Annotated in this window: 14 protein-coding genes and 22 pseudogenes; 11 read left to right on the top strand and 25 right to left on the bottom strand. The window is 73.1% G+C overall.

The genetic code is table 11. The features are described from left to right. Positions 1 to 2: 2 nt before the first annotated feature. Positions 3 to 614, top strand: a complete 612-nt coding sequence (locus tag FF86_RS07815; protein WP_044885099.1) for a TetR/AcrR family transcriptional regulator — start codon at positions 3 to 5, stop codon at positions 612 to 614. 30 nt (positions 615 to 644) lie between these two features. Here FF86_RS07815 and FF86_RS07810 read toward each other — a convergent pair whose 3' ends face one another. The 5 genes and pseudogenes from FF86_RS07810 to FF86_RS07800 all read right to left on the bottom strand — a co-directional run bounded on the left by FF86_RS07810 (position 645) and on the right by FF86_RS07800 (position 3,874). Beyond that, positions 645 to 1,310, bottom strand: coding sequence for a UbiX family flavin prenyltransferase (locus FF86_RS07810; protein ID WP_082121855.1), 666 nt, complete (start codon positions 1,308 to 1,310; stop codon positions 645 to 647). A 71-nt stretch (positions 1,311 to 1,381) separates the two neighbouring features. After that, positions 1,382 to 1,766, bottom strand: a pseudogene (locus tag FF86_RS42965) (UbiA family prenyltransferase); the annotation flags it as partial. Between the two features lies 1 nt (position 1,767). Continuing rightward, positions 1,768 to 2,179: pseudogene (locus FF86_RS42960) on the bottom strand (UbiA family prenyltransferase); the annotation flags it as partial. A 1-nt stretch (position 2,180) separates the two neighbouring features. Next, positions 2,181 to 2,338: pseudogene (gene ubiA / locus FF86_RS42955) on the bottom strand (4-hydroxybenzoate octaprenyltransferase); the annotation flags it as partial. Between the two features lie 84 nt (positions 2,339 to 2,422). After that, positions 2,423 to 3,874, bottom strand: a complete 1,452-nt coding sequence (locus FF86_RS07800; RefSeq protein ID WP_044885098.1) for a menaquinone biosynthesis decarboxylase — start codon at positions 3,872 to 3,874, stop codon at positions 2,423 to 2,425. Between the two features lie 433 nt (positions 3,875 to 4,307). Here FF86_RS07800 and FF86_RS07795 point away from each other — a divergent pair. After that, the coding region (locus FF86_RS07795) for a PLD nuclease N-terminal domain-containing protein (RefSeq protein WP_242418366.1) at positions 4,308 to 4,638 on the top strand (331 nt) is incomplete at its 5' end. 437 nt (positions 4,639 to 5,075) lie between these two features. Here the strand turns inward: FF86_RS07795 and ccsA (FF86_RS42950) are convergent. The 19 genes and pseudogenes from ccsA (FF86_RS42950) to FF86_RS42890 form a co-directional block, all read right to left on the bottom strand. Next, positions 5,076 to 5,237, bottom strand: a pseudogene (gene ccsA / locus FF86_RS42950) (cytochrome c biogenesis protein CcsA); the annotation flags it as partial. A 1-nt stretch (position 5,238) separates the two neighbouring features. Continuing rightward, positions 5,239 to 6,230 (bottom strand): cytochrome c biogenesis protein CcsA (gene ccsA, locus FF86_RS07790; protein ID WP_242418365.1); only part of this gene is annotated, 992 nt, incomplete at its 3' end. Next, positions 6,230 to 7,022 (bottom strand): annotated as a pseudogene (locus FF86_RS42945) (cytochrome c biogenesis protein ResB); the annotation flags it as partial. The gene ccsA (FF86_RS07790) and the pseudogene FF86_RS42945, both read right to left, overlap by 1 nt. Before the next feature lies 1 nt (position 7,023). Beyond that, on the bottom strand, positions 7,024 to 8,365 hold a 1,342-nt coding region (locus FF86_RS42940; RefSeq protein WP_242418364.1), incomplete at its 3' end, for a cytochrome c biogenesis protein ResB. Continuing rightward, a pseudogene (locus tag FF86_RS42935) lies at positions 8,362 to 8,541 on the bottom strand (cytochrome c biogenesis protein CcdA); the annotation flags it as partial. The gene FF86_RS42940 and the pseudogene FF86_RS42935, both read right to left, overlap by 4 nt. A gap of 1 nt (position 8,542) precedes the next feature. Further along, on the bottom strand, positions 8,543 to 9,351 hold an 809-nt coding region (locus FF86_RS07780; RefSeq protein WP_304438105.1), incomplete at its 3' end, for a cytochrome c biogenesis CcdA family protein. A 34-nt stretch (positions 9,352 to 9,385) separates the two neighbouring features. Further along, a pseudogene (locus FF86_RS42930) lies at positions 9,386 to 9,594 on the bottom strand (TlpA family protein disulfide reductase); the annotation flags it as partial. Between the two features lies 1 nt (position 9,595). Further along, positions 9,596 to 9,763, bottom strand: a pseudogene (locus FF86_RS42925) (TlpA family protein disulfide reductase); the annotation flags it as partial. 1 nt (position 9,764) lies between these two features. After that, positions 9,765 to 10,048 (bottom strand): annotated as a pseudogene (locus FF86_RS42920) (hypothetical protein); the annotation flags it as partial. 145 nt (positions 10,049 to 10,193) lie between these two features. Next, complete coding sequence (locus FF86_RS07770; protein ID WP_044885093.1) at positions 10,194 to 10,973, bottom strand: SDR family oxidoreductase; 780 nt, start codon at positions 10,971 to 10,973, stop codon at positions 10,194 to 10,196. A 52-nt stretch (positions 10,974 to 11,025) separates the two neighbouring features. Then, positions 11,026 to 11,946: a putative RNA methyltransferase gene (locus FF86_RS07765; protein ID WP_063870351.1), complete on the bottom strand. Its 921-nt coding sequence runs from the start codon at positions 11,944 to 11,946 to the stop codon at positions 11,026 to 11,028. A gap of 125 nt (positions 11,947 to 12,071) precedes the next feature. After that, positions 12,072 to 12,688: pseudogene (locus FF86_RS07760) on the bottom strand (histidine phosphatase family protein); the annotation flags it as partial. 60 nt (positions 12,689 to 12,748) lie between these two features. Then, complete coding sequence (gene hemL, locus FF86_RS07755) at positions 12,749 to 14,107, bottom strand: glutamate-1-semialdehyde 2,1-aminomutase (protein ID WP_044885091.1); 1,359 nt, start codon at positions 14,105 to 14,107, stop codon at positions 12,749 to 12,751. Between the two features lie 490 nt (positions 14,108 to 14,597). Continuing rightward, positions 14,598 to 14,744 (bottom strand): hypothetical protein, encoded by a 147-nt coding sequence (locus FF86_RS34160; RefSeq protein ID WP_157866935.1) that lies wholly within the window; start codon positions 14,742 to 14,744, stop codon positions 14,598 to 14,600. Between the two features lie 50 nt (positions 14,745 to 14,794). Further along, positions 14,795 to 15,440 (bottom strand): annotated as a pseudogene (locus FF86_RS65630) (class I SAM-dependent methyltransferase); the annotation flags it as partial. 41 nt (positions 15,441 to 15,481) lie between these two features. Next, positions 15,482 to 15,770 (bottom strand): annotated as a pseudogene (locus FF86_RS42905) (MFS transporter); the annotation flags it as partial. A 1-nt stretch (position 15,771) separates the two neighbouring features. Then, positions 15,772 to 16,112: pseudogene (locus FF86_RS42900) on the bottom strand (MFS transporter); the annotation flags it as partial. Position 16,113: 1 nt separating this feature from the next. After that, a pseudogene (locus FF86_RS42895) lies at positions 16,114 to 16,314 on the bottom strand (MFS transporter); the annotation flags it as partial. A 1-nt stretch (position 16,315) separates the two neighbouring features. Continuing rightward, positions 16,316 to 17,095 (bottom strand): MFS transporter (locus FF86_RS42890; RefSeq protein ID WP_242418363.1); only part of this gene is annotated, 780 nt, incomplete at its 3' end. Positions 17,096 to 17,370: 275 nt separating this feature from the next. Here FF86_RS42890 and FF86_RS42885 point away from each other — a divergent pair. From FF86_RS42885 to FF86_RS42840, 9 genes and pseudogenes are all read left to right on the top strand, one after another. Beyond that, positions 17,371 to 17,797, top strand: a pseudogene (locus FF86_RS42885) (alpha/beta fold hydrolase); the annotation flags it as partial. 26 nt (positions 17,798 to 17,823) lie between these two features. Then, entirely contained in the window at positions 17,824 to 18,288 is a 465-nt protein-coding gene (locus FF86_RS42880) for an alpha/beta fold hydrolase (RefSeq protein ID WP_242418380.1), read from the top strand. Between the two features lie 1,314 nt (positions 18,289 to 19,602). Further along, a pseudogene (locus tag FF86_RS42875) lies at positions 19,603 to 19,769 on the top strand (2-hydroxyacid dehydrogenase); the annotation flags it as partial. Between the two features lies 1 nt (position 19,770). Beyond that, positions 19,771 to 20,009 (top strand): annotated as a pseudogene (locus FF86_RS42870) (2-hydroxyacid dehydrogenase); the annotation flags it as partial. A 1-nt stretch (position 20,010) separates the two neighbouring features. Then, positions 20,011 to 20,207 (top strand): annotated as a pseudogene (locus FF86_RS42865) (NAD(P)-dependent oxidoreductase); the annotation flags it as partial. A 1-nt stretch (position 20,208) separates the two neighbouring features. After that, positions 20,209 to 20,332 (top strand): annotated as a pseudogene (locus FF86_RS42860) (NAD(P)-dependent oxidoreductase); the annotation flags it as partial. Position 20,333: 1 nt separating this feature from the next. Further along, positions 20,334 to 20,601: pseudogene (locus tag FF86_RS42855) on the top strand (2-hydroxyacid dehydrogenase); the annotation flags it as partial. Positions 20,602 to 20,951: 350 nt separating this feature from the next. Then, positions 20,952 to 21,707, top strand: a pseudogene (locus tag FF86_RS42850) (methionine--tRNA ligase); the annotation flags it as partial. 22 nt (positions 21,708 to 21,729) lie between these two features. After that, the coding region (locus FF86_RS42840; RefSeq protein ID WP_242418362.1) for a class I tRNA ligase family protein at positions 21,730 to 22,466 on the top strand (737 nt) is incomplete at its 5' end. Here the strand turns inward: FF86_RS42840 and FF86_RS42835 are convergent. Further along, a pseudogene (locus FF86_RS42835) lies at positions 22,463 to 23,593 on the bottom strand (heavy metal translocating P-type ATPase); the annotation flags it as partial. The gene FF86_RS42840 and the pseudogene FF86_RS42835 sit on opposite strands and share 4 nt — an antisense overlap.

Below are 23,593 nucleotides of genomic sequence, written 5' to 3'. Positions count from 1 at the left end.
TCATGGCGCTCCCGGACTCGGCAGGTCCGCCGCAGGCCGAGCGGCACCTGCGGGCGGACGCCCGACGCAACTACGAGCGGCTGCTCACCGCCGCCGCCGCGGTCTTCCGCGAGCAGGGCGTCGACGCCGCCCTCGACGAGGTCGCGCGGCAGGCCGGAGTGGGCAACGCGACCATGTATCGCCACTTCCCGACCCGGCAGGACCTGATCGTCGCCGTCTACTCCGACGAGGTGGACGCGCTCTGCGCACGCGGCGAAAGTCTGCTGTCGGACCAGCGGGCCGACGACGCGCTCTTCATGTGGCTGCACGACCTCGTCAGGTTCGTCGGGGACAAACGTGAGCTCGCGCTGGCGCTCGGCGCCGACGTCGACAGCGCGAGCCGGTCGGGACTGTTCAACCGGTGGCATTCGGCGATGTACCGGACGGTCACGGCCCTGGTCGTCCAGGAACAGCAGCGAGGCACCCTCCGGGACGATGTCGACGGGTGGGATCTCCTGGTCCTGGTCAACGGGATCGCGCTCGGTGGCGTCGGCCCTGAGCGGGTCGGAGCCCTGTTGGACCTCGTCCGACGCGGAGCGGCCCCCGGTCCGGCAACCGGCACGACCGGGACGTGACGCCGGGCCACGCGGCCCGCGTGCCCTCGGTCACCCCGTCCGGTGACCGGCCTGGTCGGATCGTCGGGCCTGGCCGAGTTCGCCGGTCCAGCGCCGGAACAGGGCGTGGTCGACGCCGGCCGCGTCGAGTATCCGGCCGGCGACGAAGTCGACGAGGTCGGCGGCGGTGCGCGCGCCGGCGTAGAAGCCGGGACTGGCCGCGGCGACCACCGCCCCGGCGTCGTGCAGGGTGAGCATGTGGCGCAGCGTCGCGCCCGTGTACGGCATCTCCCGCGGGACGACGACGAGGCGCCGGCCCTCCTTGAGGGTCACGTCGGCGGATCGCTGCAGCAGATCCTTGGACAGGCCGAGGGCGATCCCGGCCAGGCACGCGGTGCTCGCCGGGACGACGATCATGCCGCGAGTCCGGTACGAGCCACTGCTCGTCGGGGCGGCGAGGTTGCCGGGCGCGTGCACCGCCACGAGCGTCTCCACGGCGGCGGCCGATTCGGGAGCGGATGCGCCGAGAGGGGCGGACAGCCAGCGTTCCAGCGGTTGCTGCCAGGCGGCGTCGTGCCAGGCGATGCCGGTCTCGTCGAGCAGGGTCAGCCGCGCCGCCCGGGACAGCACCAGATCGACCGGTAGCCCGGCGGTGAGCAGGCCGCGCAGCACGGCGGCTGCGTACGGCGTCCCGCTGGCGCCGCTCACGCCCACCACCCAGGGAACCCGATCGCTCCCGGCGCCGGCGTGCGGGTCGTGCGTCACGGTGACGGGCCTCACAGCGGGGCTCAGGCGGACAGGCCGCGGCTGATCAGGTCGGCGACGGCGAAGGCGAACAGGGCGATGCCGACGAAGCCGTTCGCGGTGAGGAAGGCGCGGTTGACCCGGGAGAGGTCCTTCGGCGAGACGATCGCGTGCTCGTAGCTGAACGCCGCCGCCGTGACCGCGAGGCCGGCCCACCACCAGGCGCCGTTGTTCTCCATCAGCCCGTAGGCGACGAACAGCGCGAAGGTGACGACGTGGGTGACGGTGGAGCCGAGGAGGGCGCCGCGGACCCCGAAGCGCGCCGGCACGGACCGCACCCCGATGCGGCGGTCGACCTCGGCGTCCTGGCAGGCGTAGATGAGGTCGAAGCCGCCGATCCAGGAGCCCACCGCGAGACCGAGCACGACCNCCGCCCACGACCAGTGGCCGGTCACCGCGATCCAGGCGCCGATCGGCGCGACGGCCTGCGCGATGCCGAGCACGGCGTGCGGGAAGTCGGTGAAGCGCTTGGCGTACGGGTAGATCACCAGGGGCGCCACCGCGATCGGGGCGAGCGCGAGGCACAGCCAGGACAGCGTGGCGGCGGCGGCGAGGAAGACGCCGAGGGCGACGACGGAGCCGACCACGGCGGTGCGCACCGACACGGCGCCGGTGACGAGCTCCCGGCCCGCGGTGCGCGGGTTGCGGGCGTCGATGGCGCGGTCGATGATCCGGTTCGCGGCCATCGCGAAGGTCCGCGCGGCGACCATGGCGACCGTGACGAGCGCGAGAGCGGTCCAGTGCACCGACCCGGACGCGGCAAACGAGGCTGCCAGGGCGGCNATGTAGGCGAACGGCAGCGCGAAGACCGAGTGCTCGATGGCGACGAGCCGCAGGAACGCCCGCACGTGCCCGATCGCCTGCTCCTGGCCGCCGCCGGCACCTCCGCCGGGCCTGGCGGTGCCACCCGACGCGCCCGGCAGAAACGCTGCGTCACTCACCGCGAGCACCCACCCACTGCCTCTTCTGCTTGCCTGGAGGCATGGGCGTCCGATGTATCCCTCTGGATGGGCGAGGAGAGGTGGTCACAGGCCGTACTCCTTCCAGCGGCGGGTCACCTGGGCGCGGACCGCTTCGTCCATGACGATCTCCTCGGGCCAGCCGCCCTCGCGGCGATAGCCCTCGGTCGGCAGCTTGCGCGTCGCGTCCACCCCGACCTTGCCGCCCCAGAACTGCTCGTAGGAGGCGTGGTCGAGGTGGTCCACGGGGCCGATCGTGGTGATCAGGTCGTGGGCGTAGTCGACGTTGCCAAACGCCCGCCAGGCCACCTCGGCGTAGTCGTGGACGTCACAGTCGGCGTCGACCACCACGATCAGCTTCGACAGCGACAGCAGCCCGGCGCCCCAGACCGCGTTCATCACCTTCTGCGCATGCTTGGGGAAGCGCTTGTCGATGGAGACGATGCAGCAGTTGTGGAAGACGCCGGCCTCGGGCAGGTCGTAGTCGACGATCTCGGGGATCATCATCTTGATCAGGGGGCGGAAGATGCGTTCGGTGGCCTTGCCCATCGGCCCGTCCTCCTGCGGCGGGCGGCCGACGACGATCGTCTGGAAGACCGGGTCGCGCTGCATCGTCATCACGTCGACGTGCAGCGCCGGGAACGGCTCGACCGGCGTGTAGAAGCCGGTGTGGTCGCCGAAGGGGCCCTCCGGGAGCCGCGCGCCCGGCTCCAGCCAGCCCTCCAGCACGATCTGGGCATTCGCCGGCACCCGCAGCGGCACGGACAGGCAGTCGACCATCTCCACCCGTTCGCCGCGCAGATAACCGGCGAACAGGTACTCGTCGATGTCGGCGGGCAGCGGCGCGGAGGCGGCGTAGGTCACCGCCGGGTCGCAGCCGAACGCGATCGCCACGGGCAGCCGCTCCCCGCGCCGCTCGGCGACGGCGTGGTGGGCGTTGGAGTCCTTGTGGATCTGCCAGTGCATGCCGACGGTGCGCGCATCGTGGCGCTGCAGCCGGTACATCCCGAGGTTGCGCGCCCCGGTCTCCGGGTGGCGGGTGTGGGTGAGACCGAGGTTGAGGAAGGCGCCGCCGTCGTTCGGCCAGGCGTGCACCCCGGGCAGCCGGAACAGGTCGACGTCCGGTCCCTTGAGCACGACGTCCTGGCACGGCGCGGTGCGGACCCGCCGGGGCGGGATGGACGTGAGCGAGGCAGCCTTGCCCAGCGCGTCGCGCAGCCCGGACAGGCCGGTCGGCAGCTCCGGGCGCAGCAGCGCGGCGAGCCGGTCGCCGATCTCATCGAGGCGGTCGACCCCGAGCGCGGCGGCCATCCGGGCCTCGGTGCCGAACAGGTTGATGGCCAGCGGCATGTCGGCGCCGCGGGGGGACTCGAACAGCAGCGCCGGCCCCCGCTCCCGAACCACCCGCGTCACGATCTCGGTGACCTCCAGGTGGGGGTCGACGGGCACGGAGATCCGTCGCAGGTCCTTCCGCCGTTCGAGGTGAGCGAGGAACGCGCGTAGATCCGCCCAGGCCATGCCTCCATCCTGGCAGCCGACGCGGCCGGCCGTCCGACCTCCCACCATCCGTCACGACGGAAACCCGGGGAGTCACGACGCGCCGCCGTGACGGTGAGCGGGCGGACGCCGGCGGCGGCCGATGGCGGACCGGCCGGACGCGGGCCGGGGCCGGAGGGCACACTAGGGATACACGGGCCGGCCATCACCGCGACATGTGCGCTCTCCGGGGAGGGCACCGCACGCTCGTCTGCCCCTTTCGGCGATGCCGCGCAGGGCCGGGACTACACACCCGCCGACCGATGTTCATACCCCATATGTCGAGCCGGATGTAATCGATCAAGGAGAGCGGAAGGAGCGACCAGCCTGTGCTGGGCCTCGCGCTGAGTTTCGTGGTCATCGGTATCTGGGCGTACATGATCGCCGACGTGTTCGGGACCCCGTCGGATGAGGNACGCAGTATGTCCAAACCAATCTGGATTATGGTTGTGATTCTCTTCGTCTTGCTCGGTTCCGCCGCGTGGTACTTCTTCGGTCGCCCCCGGGCGAACGGGCTCGGAGCGCGGCCGCCGCGGCGCGCGGTCTCGGACCACCCGGCCTTCGGCCAGCGTTCGACCTGGGACGTCGACCGCCGCGAGGGGGGCCTGGGACGGCCCGGTTCGCGGATGGGTACCCGGCGCCCGGCCGTGCGGCCCAAGGGTCCGGACGACGACCCGGAGTTCCTCCGCGAGCTCGCGGACCGCATTCGCGGCGGCGACGCGGAGCCCCCGTCCGCCCGCGGCTGACACCGTCCCCAACCCCCACCGCCGAGCCGAGCAGCACCGAGCCGCACCGAGCCGCGCCTCGCTCTCTCCGAGCCGCGCCTCGCTCGCTCGCTCGCTCCGAGCCATACCGGCCGGCCATGGTCAGGCTGAACCCGACCCCACAGCGATCAAGATCATCGCGGGGTGGAGTCTCACGCCACCACGAGGGACGATCCTTGCCCTTTCAGGGGGATGAATCGGACGCGGAGCCCTCCAGAAGGGCAAGGAAGGTCGGCCGCGCGCGCTGCGCTTCAGAGAACGGTTCACGCGGAGCGGACCGACGGACGTACGTGACGCGGTTGCGCGCTCGGCGTGGATCCATCCGCGTCCGTGCCCCTGATCACGGCCCGGAGACGCGCAGGGCCCCGGGGCCAAGGCGGGCGGCCCGGGGCCCCGAGGTCCGGCGGACTGCCGCCGGGTCAGACGCCCGCGTAGGAGTGCAGACCGGTGATGACGAGGTTCACCAGGTAGTAGTCCACGAACAGCGCGGTGAACGCGACCAGGGAGATGGCGGCGGCCCGCCGGCCCCGCCAGCCAGCGGTCGCCCGCGCGTGCAGGTAGGCCGCGTAGCAGACCCAGGTNATGAACGACCAGGTCTCCTTGGGGTCCCAGCCCCAGTACCGGCCCCAGGCCGCCTCGGCCCAGATCGCCCCGGCGATGATCGCGAAGGTCCAGATCGGGAACGCGAACGCGATGACCCGGTAGGACAGGGTGTCGAGAGCCGCGGACGACGGCAGGCGCATCACGATGCCGCCGCGGCTCTGCATCGCGCGGCTGGCGTCGGCCCGGCCGGCCGCCACCTCGGCGAGCCGGTTCTCCCAGCGCTCCTTGACCAGGAACAGCACCGTGGTCACCGCGGAGATCAGGAACACCCCGCTGGAGACGATCGCGCCGACCACATGGATCTTCAGCCAGTACGAGTTGAGCGCGGGCACCAGGGGTCCGGGCGCGACGTAGAGCACCGTGCCGGCGAAGCCGAGGTAGAGCACCACCGGCACCATGACGAAGACGCCCAGCCAACGGACCTGCTGCCGGGTCATCAGGGCGAGGAACGTCGTGACCGCGATCAGACAGATCATCGACGAGTACTCGTACATGTTGCCCCAGGGCACCCGGTCCGCCGCGATGCCACGGGTGACGACTGAACCCAGGTGCAGCGCCCAGCCCACCACCGTGAGCAGCACGGCGATCCGCCCGATCCACCGGGCACGGGCGGGCACCTCGACGTCGCCGTCGTTGCCGGCGACCAGGGTGTGAGCGGCGGTGTCCCGCTGGCGCACCGCCTCGATCTCGCGGGCGCGCGCCGCCGCGAGCGCGGCCGCGGCGGGATCGTCCGGGTCGATCTCCACGCCGGAGCCGGCCTCCGCGGGGGCTCCGGCCCCGACCAGCACGGCCGGCCGGTCGGCCGCGCGGGCGGCGGGAACCTCGGCCGCCAGCTCCGCGGCACCGCGGCGCGCGCCCAGGCGGCTGAACGCGAACTCGGCCGCGTAGCCGAGCATGGCCGCGGCGTAGACCGCCATGCCGCTGCCAAACAGATGATCGGAGAGGCTGGCTACGCCCTCGTTGACCGCCATCAGTGCTCCCGTTCGCTGGCGTTCGACGCGGCGCCACCGGCTGCGGTGCCGCGCGATTCCGTAGTGCTCGGCGCCGCGGCGCCGCCTGGCGCCGCGGGCTCGCCCGGCGGCGGTGCCGCCGCCTCGGGCCGCGGCGCCGCCTCCCGCCCGCCGGCCGGGCCGGTCGCCTCGCGGACGAGGGTGGTGAGCTGACCGAGTTCGACGGCGAAGCCGTCCCCGTGCGACCGGGACAGGCCGCCGATCTCGACGACCGAACCGCCCTCGGGTGCCGGGCTAGCCCGGACCCACAGGCGGCGGCGGTGCACCCGCAGGCTGGCGATCAGCCCGGCGATGATGAGCACCGCGAAGATCAGCGCCTCCCGCTTGAACGGGTCGGACTTCACCTGGAAGGTGGCGAACTCCGCGACGCTGTCGGCCTCCAGGCTCAGCCCGCCGGGCAGCCCGCTCAGGGTCCGTTGCCGAGGGTTGTTCAGGGCGAGCACCTGCGCGTTGCGTGCGGTTCCGGCCGGACCGTTCAGGGTGAGCTGGCGCATGTCCTGGGTGTCGACCGTGTACACGTTCTGCGGCACGCCCTCGTCGAGGTGAAGGTTGCCGACGAAACCGGTGATCGTCAGGCCGGGTGCGCGGGCCGCCGGGAAGGTCGAGACGTAGCCCTGGGTCGGGTCGAGGTGGGTCGTCGGCGTGAACACGCCGCTGAAGGCGAGCTGCTGGGGCTCCTTGCGGACGCCGAGCGGCGCCAGGCCCGTGTCGGGAATCTTGACCGTGCAGGTCGAGGTGAACATCCCGTCCCGTNGGGTGCAGGGCACGTTGCCCTGCCAGACCGTCCGGCCCTTGGCGTCCCGCAGGACGAAGTGCGGGGCGTACCCGTGCCCGATGAGGTAGACCTTGGCGTTGCCGAGGACCAGCGGATGGTTCACCCGGATCGTCGCCTGCCGGGTCGGTGCGTCCAGGTCGGGCGAGTAGGCGACGTCGGCGCGGAAGTCCGACGGCTCGCCGTTCGGCTCGTAGGCGGCCGCGAACCGGTTCAGCGTCAGCGAGAACGGACGCAGCTTCGCGGTGTCGACGAGCTTGCCGCCACTGAACTGGTCGTAGGAGATGATCGTGTTGGCCATGCTGTCCCCGGTGACGACCAGCGTGGTCCCCTGGTAGCCGAACCAGGAGCCGAAACCGACCGCGGCCAGCAGCCCGACCAGGGCGACGTGGAAGACAAGGTTGCCCGTCTCGCGCAGGTAGCCCTTCTCGGCCGCGACGGAGTGGTCCGGCGAGCCGTCCGGCCGCTGGGTCCCGGCGGGGGCGACGCTGGCGCGGAACCGGCGCCGGCGCAGTGCCGCGCGAGCGGCGGCCGTCGCATCGGCCGGGGCCAGCGGGCTGGTCCACGAGCTGCCACCCGGCAGCCGGCCGGGCCGCGCCGGTGCCTTCGGCGGAGCGGTGAACAGTGCCCTGGCGTGCCAGCGGATGCGCGACGACAGGCAGCCGATCAACGAGATGAACAGCAGCAGGTAGATCGCCGCGAACCAGGGGGCGGCGAAGACGTCGAAGCCGGAGAGCTTGTCGAGCAGGGGCCCGAGGGTCTGGTGCTTCGACAGGTACTGATCGACCCGCATCGGGTTGATGTTGCGCTGCGGCAGCAGCGACCCCGGCACGGCGGCCAGAGCGAGCAGGAACAGCAGCACCAACGCGGTGCGCATGCTGGTGAGCTGCCGCCAGGAGCGAACGGCGAGCGCCAGCGCCGGATGCCGCCCGGCCCGGGTCCCGCCGGACGCCGACGCGTACTGTCCCGCGGCACCGCCGGCCCTACCGGCCGCGGATCGGCGAGCTCCCCCGGCAGAGGTCGGGTCGGCGCCGAGTCCGGCAGCTCCGTCAGCCCCGTCGCGCCCGTCGGACCCGGCTGGCGCGAACACGTCCGGCGCGACGGCCACGCGGGCGTCGGCGTGCCCCTCGGGCAGCCGGCGTCCGCTCGAGGAATCCGGGGCGAACCCGACGGCCTCCTCGTCGATGAGGCCCGCCGGATCGATGAGGCCCGCCGGATCGATGGAGCCCGCCGGATCGGCCGCGTCCGGGTCGCCGGGGCTCGGCTTCGGCGCGAGGTCGGTGGCCGCACCGGCAGGCTCGTGGGGACGGGTGGAAGAGGTCACAGCGGCGTCTCCGAGAAGCCGGGGGCATAGGGCCGCAGGTTGCCGATCAGGTCGGCCCACTCCCCGGTGAGTTGGAGCACCCCGACCGCGACGAGCAGCACGCCACCGGTCAGGGTCAGGGCGCGGGTGTGTCGCCGTAGCAGGTGCAGGGCGCCGACGGCCCGCCGGAAGGCGAGNCCGACGGCGAGGAACGGCAGCCCGAGTCCCAGGCAGTACACGGCGGAGAGGAACGCGCCCCGGCCGGCCGTCGCACTCGTCACCGCCAGCCCCTGCACTGCCGCCAGCGTGGGACCGAGGCAGGGGCTCCAGCCGATGCCGAACAGCACCCCGAGCACCGGCGCGCCGAGCAGGCCGGGGCGCGGCAGCCGGTGGAAGCGCCACTCGCGGTTCGCCCAGGACATCCGGGAGAACAGCCCGGCGAAGGCCAGGCCCATGACGATGGTGAACGCCCCCAGGAGCTGGCTCATCCCGACCTGATGGCGGACCAGCCACTGACCGAGTCCACCGAAGGCCGCGCCGAAGGAGACGAACACCGAGGTGAACCCGAGCACGAACAGCCCGGTGCCGGCGGCGACCCGCCCGCCGACGCGCAGCCGGCCCAGCCGCGGCCCGAGACCGGCGAACCGCCCGCCGCGGCCGCCGTCCCCGGTCTGCGCTGCCGTCGATCCGGCGGCCGGGACGGCAGCATTCCCGCCGGGGACGGACCATCCGGCCGCACCGGCCGGTGCCGGTGCCGGCGGCGCGGCAACAGCGACGGCCAGGACCGGCTCGGACGCCGCAGCGCGATCGGCCGACCCTGACGGTGGACGGGCGGGGCGACGCTCACGGTCCTGGAGCTCCTCGCCGGACAGGCCGGTGATGAAGCTGAGGTAGCCGGGAACGAGGGGCAGCACGCACGGTGACAGGAAGGACAGCAGCCCGGCCGCCGCCGCGACCGGGGCGGCGAGCAGCACGGGCCCGTCCGTGACGAGCCCGACCACGCTCACCGCGGGTCCCCCAGCCCGCTCGGCCGCCGCCCGCTCACGCCTCGGCCTGCAACCGGGTCAGCACGGGCTTGAGATCGTCCTCGGGCACGACCGGGCCGGTGAAGCGGGCCGCGATGCGCCCGTTCGCGTCGAGCACGAAGGTCGACGGCAACCCCGGGGCGACCGGCCAGCCCGCGGCGAGCGTGCCCAGCCGGTCGACGACGCTCGGGTACGGCACGCCGTTGTCGCGCACGAAGGCCTTGGNGCCCGACGGATCCTTCTCGTTGACGCCGAGGAACGCCACCGTCGGGTTTGCCTTGGAAAGCTGCACCAGGCCGGGCGTCTCCGCCCGGCAGGGGGCGCACCACGAGGCCCAGAAGTTGACCACGACGATCTTCCCCCGCAGGGACGCGACGTCGAACGCGGCTCCGTCNAGGTTCTTGCCGGCGAGCTCGGGCGCCTCGTGCCGGTTCCCGGCCGGGACGAAGTCCTTGCCGGCGGACTGCTGGACGAAGTTGAAGCCTCCGCCGCCGGTCGCGTCGACCGTTCCTCCCCCGCCGGAACAGGCCGCCACCAACCCCGCCACCGCGAGCACCACCGCGGCGAGCCCGACCCGCCTGATCCGCGTCCGCTGCCGGCGCGACCCCGCGGCCCGGTCATGGACAACGCCTGCCACCGGCGTGTCCGACCTGTCACCCGACGCGGACCGCCGTCCCATCTCCGCCACGCGAACCAGTATGTGCCCTGCCCCTTCCCGGCCCGGAACCCGTCTACGACCAACTGTAGAACTCAACTCAGCGTAGGCGGCGAGGCCGGCGGACGCGCGTGGAGTTCGACACGGCAGACACCACTGGGCTCGGCGGCTACCAGGTGGGTACCATCCCGCCGTCGACCCGGAGGTCCGCGCCGGTGATGTTCCCGCTGCGATCCCCGGCGAGCAGGACGACGGCGGCAGCGACCTCCTCCGGCGTGCTGAACCGGCCGGTCACGGAGCTGCCGGCCGCGGCGTCGACGACGCTCGCGGGGTCCGCGCCGGTGGCTCGCGAGACGGTGGCGGCGACACCGTCGGACCCCAGCCACAGGTCGGTGGCGACCGGGCCGGGACTGACCGTGTTGATTCGCACGCCCCGACCACCGACCTCCCGGGCCAGCGACTTGCAGAAGTTCGCCAGCGCGGCCTTCGCCGCGCAGTAGTCGATGACCGCCGGATCGGCGAGGACCGAGTTCACGGAGCTGATCGTGACGATGGAACCGCTGCCGGCGGCGAGCATCAGTGGCAGCGCCGCCCGGGTCGCCCGCACCGCGGCGAGCAGGTTCAGGTTGAGCGTTCCCAGCCACATCTCGTCGGTGACCGAGCCGAACCCGCCGGGCCGGGCGGGCGCGGAACCGACGTTGTTGACCAGGATGTCGACCCGCTCGCCGGCCCACTCGACGAGCGCGGCCGGACCGTGGGGGGTGGCCAGGTCCACCAGGTGCACCCGCACCGCGCCGGTGGCCGCCAGCTCGTCGAGCTCGGGCGAGCTGCGACGGGCTCCGGCCACCACCGTGGCGCCCTCGGCGACCAGCGCCCGAACCACCGCCAGGCCGATGCCCCGGCTCGCCCCCGTGACGACGGCGATCCGCTCGAGCAGTCCCATGTCCATTCCGAACCTCCATTGTCGGCAGCGCCGTACGGCCGTCGGCCGTAACCGTCCCTCATCCACGCGGCCGGTAGCACCGGACCGCGAGACGGACGGTCACGGCGGCGTGCTGCCGCGGCCAGGCCGCCTCGGCCCGATGGCGCAGGTCCTCGGCCGTGCGGTGGTGGCCGGTCGGGCCCATCAGGGCCAGGTCGACGGCCTCGTCGGGGGACAGCACGAGCGGAATGTCCAGGCGTTCGACAGCGGCCGGAGCGAACCGGTCGGCGGTCCGCTCGTCGAGTCGATCGCCCTTGTCCGGCTGCATCCCGACCAGCCCGAGCGGGCCCCGCAGCTCGGCGAGATGGCCCGGTTCGGGGGTGACGACGATGAGCAACCCGTCCGGCCGGAGCACCCTGCGCATCTCGGCCGGGTTGCGCGGGGCGAAGACGTCGAGGAGCACGTCGACGCAGCCGTCGGCGACCGGCCACGGGCCGGCGGCGTCGAAAGCGACCGCTCCGATCCGGGGGTGGGCCCGCGCGGCCCGGCGCAGCGCGTACTTCGACACGTCGACCGCGACCCCGGCTGCCCCGGCGGGCAGCGCGGCGAGCACTCCGGCCAGGTGGTGGCCGGTGCCGGCCCCGATCTCGAGCACCACCGGCCCCGAACCGGCCGGCCCCGAACCGGCCGGCGGGGCGGGGTGGGCTGTCGTGCTCGCGTCCCGGCTCGGGGCCTGAGCCGTCCCGACGGCGGGCGGTCCGGCGGCGGCGAGCTCGGCCAGCCGGGTGGTGAGCGGCCGGTAGTGCCCCGCCCCGAGGAAGGACTCCCGCGCCGCGACCATGGCGGCCGTGTCGCCGGCGATCCGGCGGGTGTGGCCGGTGCGCAGGTTCACGTAGCCGCCGCGCCCGAGGTCGAAGCCGTGCCCGGCGGCGCAGCGCAGGGAGCCGCCGTCCCGCTGCAGCGCACCGGCGCACACCGGGCAGCGCAGCACCGACAGCACCGCCCCGACCCCGACATCACTGTCACCGCCACTGCCGCCACTGCCGCCACCGACGCCGACGCCGACGCCACCGCCGACGGCAGGTTCGGGCGGCGGTGCCGACGGACGCGACGGGGTTCGGCGGGTCAGGCGCCGACCGATCCGGGCAGGTTCGCGGTCGGGCCGTTCGGTTCGGCGTACTCGACCCCGACGAGCTCTCGCCCGCGGTAGACCGCGGTGGTGACGCTGGCCAGGCCGCACTGGCGCCGGTCGGGACGGTGCCACAGGTGCACCCCCTCCAGCGCTCGCCGGGCGGTCCACACCGGGAGCTGGTGGCTGACCAGCACGACGTGCCGCCCGGGGTGGACGTCGCGCCACTCGGCGACGGCAGCGAGCATCCGCTCGGCGATCTCGGTGTACGGCTCGCCCCACGACGGCCGGAACGGGTTGGCCAGCAGCCGCCACAGGTGCGGGTAGCGCAGAACCGCGGGGCCCGCCTCGAACGGTTTGCCCTCGAAGGCGTTGCGGCTCTCGATCAGCCTCGGGTCGACCTCGATGGGCAGTCCGTGGGCGGCGGCGATGGGAGTGGCCGTCTGCTGCGCGCGGTCCAGGGGGCTCGCGACCACGGCGGCGATGTCCAGCCCGGCGAGGAACTCCGCCGTCACCTTGGCCTGGCGGTGGCCCGTCTCGGACAGCCCGAATCCGGGCAGCCGGCCGTAGAGGACCTTCTCCGGGTTGAAGACCTCCCCGTGGCGGACCAGGTNCACCCTCGTCAGTGGGTGCTGCCCCGGCTCGCCGTCCACCGGCTCCTGGGTCGGGCCCGTCATGACCGGCCCCCGCTCGTCGCGGGCACGGGCGCCGGTTCGGGCACGGCGGCGGCGGCACGGGCGGCGGCGGGCGCGGCGGCGGCGATGCGCTCCATCGTGGCGTCGTCGTGGGCAGCCGAGACGAACCACGCCTCGAACGCCGACGGCGGCAGGTAGATCCCCGCGTCGAGCATGCTGTGGAAGAACGCGGCGTAGCGGGCGGCGTTCTGTGCCTGGGCGCCGGCGTAGTCGACGACGGCCGCGGCGTCGGTGAAGAAGAAGCTGAACAGTGAGCCGGCGCTGCTGGGCAGGTGGGCGACGCCCTCCTCGGTGAGCGCCGTCGAGACGATGCCGGCGACGTCGGCGGCGCGGGCGTCGACGGTGGCGTAGACGTCGTCGGTGCAGGCCCGCAGGGTGGCCAGCCCCGCCGCGACGGCAATCGGATTCCCCGACAGGGTGCCGGCCTGGTAGACGGGGCCGGCGGGGGCGAGCCGCGCCATCACGTCGGCGCGGCCGCCGAACGCCGCCGCGGGCAGGCCCCCGCCCATCACCTTGCCGAAGGTGAACAGGTCCGGCGACCAGTCCTCGATGGCGCCCTCGATGCCCCACCAGCCGGCCCGGGAGATCCGGAAGCCGGTCATCACCTCGTCGAGGATGAGCAGCGCGCCGTGGACGTCGCACAGCCGGCGCAGGCCGGCGTTGAAGCCGGGCAGCGGCGGGACCACGCCCATGTTGGCCGCGGCGGCCTCCGTGATGACCGCGGCGATCGTGTCGCCGCGCTCGGCGAAGACGGCCTCGACCAGGGCAAGGTCGTTGTAGGGCAGGACGATGGTGTCGGCGGTCGCGGCGCCGGTCACGCCGGGGGTGTCGGGCAGCCCGAGGGTGGCCACCCCGGAGCCGGCGGCGGCGAGCAGGGCGTCGACGTGCCCGTGGTAGCAGCCGGCGAACTTGATGATCGTGGACCGGCCGGTGAAGCCCCGGGCCAGCCGCACGGCGCTCATCGTCGCCTCCGTGCCGGAGTTGACCAGCCGCACCTTCTCGACCGGGCCGACCCGCTCCACGATCAGCTCGGCGAGCTCCACCTCGCCCGGCGTCGGCGTGCCGAAGCTGGTGCCGGCGGACACCGCCCGGGACACCGCCTCGACGACGGCGGGATGGGCATGGCCGAGGATCATCGGCCCCCAGGAGCAGACCAGGTCGACGTAGGTACGCCCGTCCGCGTCCGTCAGATACGGACCGTCGCCGGACACCATGAAGCGAGGGGTGCCGCCGACGGCCCGGAAGGCGCGGACCGGGGAGTTGACCCCACCGGGAACGACACGCTCGGCGCGCCGGAACAGCTCTTCGGAGGCCGGCGCGGCAGAGGGAACCACCATGCCCCCGATCCTCGCAGGTCCACTCGGCCACCCGCGCCTCGCGTGGCCAGCGGCACGCCCGCGACCGCCCGTCGGCGCTCCGTCGGGCGCCGCAGCCGCGCCCGCGGCCCAGCACCCGGGTGGAGCGCCGCCGGTGGACGGGGGTCTGCCCCGGCCGCCCACCGGCGGCGGACTGTGCGCCAGGACCCCGGCCGGCCGGCAACGCGGATCGCGCCCGGCAGCAGCTCCGAGGCCACCGTCCGTGACCGCCGTCGTGGGTGGTTCGACAAGGATGCCGGGCCCGCGGCGGTGGCGGAGGGGATGGCGACGTTGTCCTGATAGTGCCCGGTGCAACGGCCACGCGCCCGATCCCGAACTACTGATCGATAGGCGAGCCTGGCCTAGCCGGGGGTCCCCCGACGGGTGGTTCGCCGCGGCAGTGGACTTTCCCGCCGACTCACCCCGCGGCTGGCCCGTTCGGGCGTNAGCACTCTCACGCCACCGGCACGTTTCATCGGGCATGCCTGCTCCCCGGCTGGATCGCCGCAGCCGCCCGGTACAACCCGGTGGACTGGGCGGTCACCGCCGCCCGGGAGGCGATCAGCGCCGACCCGGACGGGACGGCCGCCGGCCGGCGGCGCCCCCGCCACCGGGCCACGCCGGCCTCGTTGAGACGGCGTGCGCAGTGTCATCGATCGTCGCTGATCTTCACAGCCGCCGGACGCGCAGCACGCAGGTCAACATCGGCAGGGTGAACTCACCGCGGGCGGTCTCCGGTCGGCTCGCGAGGAAAACGCGGATCCGCCCCAGCGTGGCCTCGCGTTCCTGTTCCGGCATGACCAGCATCCCCGCCCTCGTCGCGAGTGTCGCGACGAGGGAGTCGGCGGTACGACGCTGCCCGTGCCGGAACTCGGCCTGCTCCGGCGAGCCGAACCGGGCGGCCATCCCAGTCCTGGGAAGGTGCAGGTCGGCCGTCTCAGCGCGCCAACTGGTGGGCGTGTCCCGCGGGCCGATGGCCGCGCTCCCGCTGACCTGCGCGAGCCCGGCAACCCAACGGCATCGACGGACGCGTCCGGCAGCGGTATCGCCTCGGCGCTACCTGGCAGGGCACGGACAACCGGCAGTGCGCGGCGCAGCTCGGTCAGCATCGCCGGGTCGGGCTCGACCGCGATGACCTCGGCGCCCAGCGCGAGCAGCGTGGCGGTGAGCTTGCCGGTTCCAGCGCCGAGGTCGAGCACGCGCGGACCGGGCGCGCGCTCGAGCGCCCACCGCACCGCGGCCTGGGCGTAGTCCGGGCGGTGCTCGGCGTACGCGACCGCCGCGGTGCCGAACGACGAGCTGAGAAGTAGCCGGTNATCCTGGCCCACGCGATCATCCTATCGGTGCTGCCGCCGGTCAGAGGTCGGCATGCGCTGCCTCGGCCTCGACCGAGGTGTCGTGCCGTTCGCCGCGGGGCAGCAGGAGCAGGGCGACCGCACCGGCGACCGCCATCAGGGCCACCGGGAGCAGCAGGGTGTGGCGGAAGGCCGCGACCACGCCGCCGGCCGCGGTGGCGGGGATGTCGCCGGAGAGGTCGGCGCCCTGGTCCAGGCCGGCCAGGCTCGCCAGGTTCGACGCGAGCAGCACCGACGTCAGCGCGGTGCCGACGGAGACGGCGACCTGGTTGGTGATGTTCAGCAGGGTGNTGCCGGCGGCGGTGTCCCGGTCGGGCAGGTGACGCATCGCCGTCGTGATCGTGGGCATGATCGTCGCACCGGTCCCGATTCCGGTCACCGCCATCGAGGCCAGCAGACGCCAGTACGGCGTGTTCGCGTCGAGCTGGAGCAGGGTGGTCAGCAGTCCGGCGGTCGCGATCACGATGCCCGCCCCGACGACCCGCGCCGGTGGAACACGATCGATCAGCCGGCTCGCGACCTGCAACGACACCCCGGTGGTCAGCGCCTGCGGGATGGCCAGCAGTCCGGCGGCCGCCGGGCTCTGCCCCCGGACGAGCTGCCAGTACAGCGGCACGATGAACATCGAGCCGNAGTAGGCCGCGGCGAACAGGCCCAGCGTGCCGGCCCCGGAGGCGACGGCCCGCCGGCCCAGCAGGCGCACCTCGACCAGCGGGCGCCGCGTGCGCAGCCGCACCGCCCGCAGCACGAACACCACGCACAGCCCCAGCCCGAGCAGCGCCGGGACCAGCACGGCCGCCGAGACGAGGGTGCCACGCCGGCCGCTTTCCGCCANCCCGTACACGACGGCGGCCAGCCCCGGCCCGATCAGCGCGAGCCCCGGCACGTCGAGCCGCTCGCGGACACCCTCGGGCGCGTCGCGCGGCAGCAGCCACAACGCCAGCGGAATGGCGACCAGCGCGATCGGCACGTTGATCAGGAAGATCCACCGCCAGGAGTACTCGACGAGCCACCCGCCGAGCGTCGGCCCGGCGAGCGGGCCGACGAGCACGGGCAGCCCCAGAACGCCCATCGTGCGGCCCCGGACCTCCGGCCGGGCGCTGCGCATCGCGATCGTCATCGCGATCGGGTTGACCAGCCCACCGCCGATCCCCTGCAGCACCCGGAAGGCGACGAGCGAGCCGATGTTCGGGGCCAGCCCCGCCAGCAGCGAACCCAGCCCGAACAGGCCCAGCGCGGCGACGTAGACGCGGCGGGTGCCCAGGCGCGCGGCGAGCCACGCGGTCGTCGGCACCACGACCGCGAGCGCCAGGGTGTAGCCGGTGGTGACCCACTGGATCACCGCCAGCGGGGCGTGCAGGTCGCGGGAGAGGCTGCGGATCGCGACATTGGTGATGGTCACGTCGAGCACGACCATCAGCCCGCCGAGCACCAGCACGGCAAGCGTGAGCCGGGTCTGCCGGTCGATTCCGGCCGACGGGCCGGGAGCCGCCGGCCCGGCGACCGGTCGTCCTGTGGCCCCGCGGACGGGGTCCGATCCCGGTTCGGAGCCGTGGGGCCGGAGGTTCGGCGGGTCGGGATGGTCGAGGGCTGTCGGGGGCGAAGTGCCTGCCATCACGGTCCTCCTCGGCCAAGGCTGCCCGGCGGAATCTCCACCGCACCCCGGCCGGCCAACAGTCTCGAACCTGAAGTCGACATGAGGTCAAGGCCACCGCGCGATCCCCCTACGACTGGTCCTGACCCGGCGCACAAGCGGCCGGGCCATAGGACAATCGCGTGGTTACCCGTCGGTGCCGTCCCGCGCGACCGGACCGTGGCGCACAGCCGGCACCGACGTTCGGGGCTCGACCAGCTCAGGTGGCCCAAGGCCGCCGGAGGAGGGAGGCGGCGATGGCCGTCCACCAGTGCGGAGTCGACGGGTTACCGGTCAGCTACACCGATATCGGTAGCGGCCCGGTGCTCCTGTTCGTCCACGGCGTCTACGTGACCGGTGCCCTGTGGAAGGACCTCGTCGCCCTGCTCGGCGACCGGTACCGCTGCATCGTCCCGACCTGGCCGCTCGGCGCGCACGAGCCGGTGGGCGACGCGGACCTGAGCGCCGCGGCTACCGCCCGTCGGATCCTCCATCTGATCGAGCTTCTCGATCTGGACGACGTCACGGTCGTCGCCAACGACACCGGCGGCGGGCTGGTCCTCACCGCCCTGGGGGACGACTCGTTGGACCTGGCCCGCATCGGCGGCCTCGTCCTGACCAACTGCGACAGCTATGAGCACTTCCCACCGGGGTCGTTCCGGCACATCGCCCGACTGTGCCGGGNCAGCCGCCGGCTCGGGGCCGTCGTACTGAGCACGCTCGCCAGCGGGCCCGGCCGCGCCTTCTTCATGAAGGCGGTCTGCGTGACGGCTGTGCCCCGCCCCCGGCAGGACGAGATCTTCGGGCCGTTCGCGACGAACGCCAGCACCAGGCACGAGGCGGTGCGGGTGACGGCATCCCTGGATCCCGCCCTGACCATGCGGGCGGCTCCCGCGATCGAGCGGTTCTCCCGCCCCGTCGTGCTGGCCTGGGGCACCGACGACAAGCTCTTCCCGCTCGACCACGCCCGCCGGCTCGCGCAGGCGTTCCCGAACGCCCGGCTAGTCGAGATCTCCGACAGCTCCACTTTTGTCATGCTCGACGCTCCCGACCGGTTGGCCAGGATCGTGGCCGAGGCCGTCGACGCCCGCCTGGAGGCCGGCACCGATCCCGGTCTGCCGGCCGAGGCGGCGCTGCGCACCGACCAGCCGCGCTCGGCCCGGGTGCACGACTAGGACCTGGACGGCAAGAACAACTCCCAGACCGGCCGGTCAGCTTTCTGTACGCGCATCGGGCCGGTCACGGGCTCAGCCGCGCCTGTCCGCAGCCGGTCTCGCCCGAGAGCTCGTCGCGGACGCCCGGCAGACTGTCGAGGGGGCCGGGGCCGGCGGTCCTGTGGACGAGCGACACCAGGCTGGCCTGGTGGAATCGGTAGTAGTCGAGGGTCAGCGTATACGCGCCGGATGAGGTGCTCGGCCCCGTCTCGGTGACGATTGCCGCCGCGGGGACGGCGGCGGGGCGGCACGCCCACGCCGCGACGAATCCGGTTGATCCACCATAGGCAAGCGCGGCCTGTTGCCCGGCCCGGGTGACCAGGTGCAGGTGACCGTCGAAGTATCGGAAGACGGCCGCGGTCTGGATGGACGCNCCCTGGTCGGTCTGGACGAACACCTCGGCGTGGCCATCGNGGTCGGCGTCGGCCGCCCCGAGGACGTGGATGTCGACGAACGTCGGGTCACCGGCCCGAAAGCGGACTGCATCGTCGCCCCCTCCGGTGTAGCGGGCGTGGAGCGTCCCCGGCTGGGTGATGGTCAGGGTGTCAGGTCGACCGTCACCGTCGACATCGCCGTTCAGGGCGACTGCTGGCCGGACCGGCGTTGTGCTCGTAGTCGGCGTGCGGGTCGCGGTCGGCGTGCGGGTCGCGGTCGCGCCTGTCGTCGGTGTGTCGGCAGTGGCGGTCGTCACCGCGGAGGTGCCCGTGGTGGCGGCCCCGCCAGGTGCCGAGAGATCCGAAGCTCGGTCATCGGAGCAGGAGGCGAATAGGAGTGTCCCGGCGAGTATGGCGAAACCGGGAAGGAGGCGACTACGGAGCACGACTTTCCTCCAGCCACATGCCGTTACCTACGCAAAGATGGCAATGAACCCACGCCCCCGCCAAGGAAGCCCGTGCCAGCCAGGTGAATGACAGCGGCGACCTGCACCACCGTCAGGCGAGACGCACAGGAAAAATCTACTGCGCACCTCGTGGCGCATTACCTCACTGTCGCATGACGGACAGGTTCGAACCGTCCCGGGCTGTTTGGAGATCTGACTTTACCCGACGCGGATAACCGAACTCGTGCCTGCGGTCGACGTCGCGGCCCACGGCACGCGGACTAATGTCGGCCGGCCGCATCACTCCTCGCTCCCGTGCTGGCCNTGCCCCGTCTGCACGGCCTGGACCCGGACCCGGACCCGGGTAGGTACCGTGGCTCCTTCGGAGATCCGCCCCTGCGCCCGGTACCGTCTTGGGCGGGCACCGGCGCAGGACGAGGGGACGGGGGCGAGACGTGCGGGTCGCGGTCTTCTCGTCGAAGGACTACGACCGCCGGTTCCTGAGCAGCGTCCGGACCGGTGACCTCGAGCTGAATTTCATCGAACACCGGTTGACCGAACAGACCGCGGGTCTGGCACAGGGACATGCTGCGGTCTGCGTGTTCGTCGAGGACGAGGTGTCNGCCGGCGTGCTGACCAGGCTCGCCGCGGACGGCATCCGGCTGGTGGTGCTGCGCTCGGCTGGGCATGACAATGTCGACCTCGCCTGCGCTCGTTCGCTCGGCATCGTGGTGGCCCACGTGCCGGCCTACAGCCCGTACGCCGTCGCCGAGCATGCAGTCGCCCTGATCCTCGCGCTGAACCGCCACGTGTGCCGGGCCTACAACCGGGTGCGTGAGTACAACTTCGCTCTCACCGGCCTNCTCGGTTTCGACCTCCACGGACGCACCGTCGGCGTGATCGGCACCGGGGCGATCGGCACCGTCTTTGCGCGGATCATGACGGGATTCGGATGCCGGGTGATCGCGCACGACGTCAGGCCCAACTCGGAATGTGAACGGCTCGGGGTCAGGTATGTCGAACTGGACCAGATTTTCGCCGAATCCGACATCATATCGCTNCACTGCCCGTTGACTCCCGCCACGCACCACCTCGTCGATGCCGATGCGCTGGCCCGGATGAAGCGCGGTGTGATGCTGGTAAACACCAGCCGCGGCGGCCTGCTGAACACCGCCGCCGTCATCTNTGCTCTCAAGAACGGGCTGATCGGCTATCTCGGGATCGATGTCTATGAGGAGGAGAACGCCCTCTTCTTCGAGGACCGGTCGGAACGGGGAGCGTTCGACGACGACCTGTTCGCGCGGCTACTGACGTTCCCGAACGTTCTGGTGACCGGGCACCAGGGTTTCTTCACCGCCGATGCACTGACGCGGATCGGCGAGGTCACGATCGCCAATCTCCTGGGTTTCGAACGAGGCGACGGCCCGCAGTTCCCAGTCACGACCAGCGACTGAAGCCGGGCCGGGCCGGGCGACCGGACTGATGGCCCCCCGCGGCCAGGCCGACGGAGGCTGCGACGCCGGCCCCACCGGCGAGGGACTGACCGACGCCGAGGTCAGCGCTTACGCCGGCGTCGCCGGCAAGCCGTAGGCGGGCGGTGCCGCTCCCGGCGGCCGTCACGGGGGCGGGCGGGTAGGATCTCCCTGTGTCGACGGCACGTGTCACCGCCGAGGCGGCGAGCCCCCGGATGATGCTGATGTCCATGCCATCCGGCCTTTTCCGCGCGTCCTGACAGACCACCGATGAGGCCCCGACGGAGCCTCATCTGCGAGGTTGCGCACCGGGGCGGGAGGATCCGAAACCGATGGGTCGCTACTTCGTGACGACGGCCATCCCGTACGTCAACGGCAAGCCGCACGTGGGGCACGCGCTGGAGCTGGTCGAGACCGACGCGTTCGCCCGGCACCTGCGGGCACGCGGTGACGAGGTCCGGTGCCAGACCGGCACCGACGACAACGCGCTGAAGAACGTCCAGGGCGCCGAGGCCGAGGGCATCACGCCCGCGGAATACGTCGAGCGGGTGGCCACCCGGTTCAGCTCCCTGCGCGAGCCGCTGAGCCTCTCCTTCGACGACTTCATCAAAACCAGCTCCGACCCGCGACACCGGCCCGGCGTGGAGAAGCTCTGGGCGGCCTGCGCCGAGCGCGGCGACTTCTACCGCAAGAGCTACGCGGGCCTGTACTGCGTCGGCTGCGAGCTGTTCTACGCCCCCGACGAGCTGGTCGACGGCCGCTGCCCGGAGCACGGGACCGTGCCGGACCTGGTCGAGGAGAGCAACTGGTTCTTCCGGCTCAGCCGCTACCAGGATCAGTTGCACGAGCTCATCTCCAGCGACCGGCTGCGCATCGAGCCGGCCACCCGCAAGCGCGAGGTGCTGTCGTTCATCGAGGCCGGGCTGGAGGACTTCAGCGCATCCCGGAGCATGACCCGGGCGCGTGGCTGGGGCATTCCGGTGCCCGGCGATCCCGACCAGGTCATCTACGTCTGGTTCGACGCCCTCGGCAACTACATCACCGCGCCCGGGTACGGCACCGACGACGCCACCTTCCAGCACTGGTGGNACGACAGCGACGCCCGCGTCNACGTCATCGGCAAGGGCATCATCCGGTTCCACGCCGTCTACTGGCCGGCGATGCTGCTCTCCGCCGGCGTGCGCCTGCCCGACACCATCTTCGTGCACGAGTACCTCACCGCGGACGGCATGAAGATTTCCAAGTCGGCCGGGAACGCGGAGGACCCGGCGGACATCGTCGCCGCCTACAACACCGATGCGCTGCGCTGGTGGATGCTGCGCGACGTCGCCCGCAGCGGCGACACCGACTACACCACCGAGCGGCTGCTCACCCGGGCCAACGAGGACCTCGCGAACAACATCGGCAACCTGGTCAACCGGACCGTGTCGATGGTGAAGCGTTACCGGGACGGGGTGATCCCGCCCGTCGCGGCGGACAACCCGGGGGCCGCGGCGCTGCGGGCGGCCCGGGAGCAGGCGCCGGCGACGATCGACGCGGCGTTCACCGCGTTCGACTTCCGCCGCGCCGCCGAGGCCATCACGACGATCGGCAACGAGGGCAACCGCTACGTCGAGGCCGCCCGCCCCTGGGACCTCGCCAAGGCCGAGCGCAAACAGGACGCGCCTCCGGCCGCCCTCGACGCCGTGCTCGCCGAACTGGTCGCCACCTGCCGCGAGCTCGCCGCGCACCTCACCCCGTTCCTGCCCGACGCGGCGCCGCGCATCGCCGCCCAGTGCGGCGACGGCGGCCCCCGCGTCGCCGATCCCGCCCCGGTGTTCCCTCGGCTGGAGGCCGCCCCGGCCTAGGATCGTGCCGCGACCGCGGGGGCCGGCCGCGTGGATGGCGTCGCCACGGGGCCGGCCGCCGGCAGCGGGGCGAACCGGCGCAGCCGCAGGCTGTTCGTCACGACGAACACCGAGCTGAACGCCATCGCCGCGCCGGCGATCATCGGGTTGAGCAGGCCGGCCGCGGCCAGCGGGAGCGCCGCCACGTTGTAGGCGAACGCCCAGAACAGGTTCCCCCGGATCGTGCGCAGGGTGGCCCGGGACAGCCGGATCGCGTCGGCCACCAGCCGCGGGTCGGCGTTGACCAGGGTCAGGTCGGACGCCTCGATCGCCGCGTCGGTTCCGCCGCCCATCGCCAGCCCGAGATCGGCCTGGGCGAGTGCGGCGGCGTCGTTCACCCCGTCGCCGACCATGGCCACGACCCGGCCCTCGTCCTGCAACCGGCGGACCGTCGCCACCTTCTCCTCCGGCAGGACCTCGGCGATGACGTCCTCGGGCGCGATCCCGACCTCGGCGGCGACCGCGCGGGCCACGGCCTGCGCGTCCCCGGTCAGCAGAACCGGATGCAGACCGAGCCGACGCAGGGCGGCGACGGCCTCGGCGGCGGTGGGCTTGACCGTGTCGGCGACGCTGATCAGCCCGCGCGCGGCGCCGTCCCAGCCGACGACGATCGCCGTGCGCCCGGCGTCGAGCTCCCGGGCCAAGGCGCCCGCGAGCTCGGTCGGCAGCTCGGCGAACAGGCGGGCCCGGCCGACGACGACCGACCGGCCCTCGACGGTGCCGCGCACGCCGAGCCCGGCGTCGTTGGCGAAGTCCGTCACCGGCGGCAGCGACCCGCCGCCCGCCGCCCGGGCGGCGTCGGCGACGGCCCGGGCGATGGGGTGCTCGCTGGCGTCCTCGGCCGCCCCGGCGAGGCGCAGCACGTCGGCGGCGCTCTCCCCCGGCGCCGGGTGGACGGCGGCGGTCCGCATCCGGCCGGTGGTCACCGTGCCGGTCTTGTCGAGCAGCACGGTCTGCACCCGCCGCGTCGATTCGAGCACCTCCGGGCCACGGATGAGGATGCCGAGCTGCGCACCCCGCCCCGTGCCGACGAGCAGGGCCGTCGGGGTGGCCAGACCCAGCGCGCACGGGCAGGCGACGATCAGGAC

Origin of the sequence: Frankia sp. CpI1-P (assembly GCF_001421075.1) — a bacterium.
Taxonomy (GTDB): domain Bacteria; phylum Actinomycetota; class Actinomycetes; order Frankiales; family Frankiaceae; genus Frankia; species Frankia torreyi.
The sequence above is the reverse complement of the archived record's forward strand: the minus strand, read 5'-3'. Positions and strand labels throughout refer to the sequence as shown.

Bases quoted from the DNA above. Each gene is read 5' to 3' on its own strand.
- FF86_RS07815 (WP_044885099.1), top strand. From the start codon at position 3: ATGGCGCTCCCGGACTCGGCAGGTCCGCCGCAGGCCGAGCGGCACCTG.
- FF86_RS07800 (WP_044885098.1), bottom strand. From the start codon at position 3,874: ATGGCCTGGGCGGATCTACGCGCGTTCCTCGCTCACCTCGAACGGCGG.
- FF86_RS07770 (WP_044885093.1), bottom strand. From the start codon at position 10,973: ATGGACATGGGACTGCTCGAGCGGATCGCCGTCGTCACGGGGGCGAGC.
- hemL (WP_044885091.1), bottom strand. From the start codon at position 14,107: ATGGTGGTTCCCTCTGCCGCGCCGGCCTCCGAAGAGCTGTTCCGGCGC.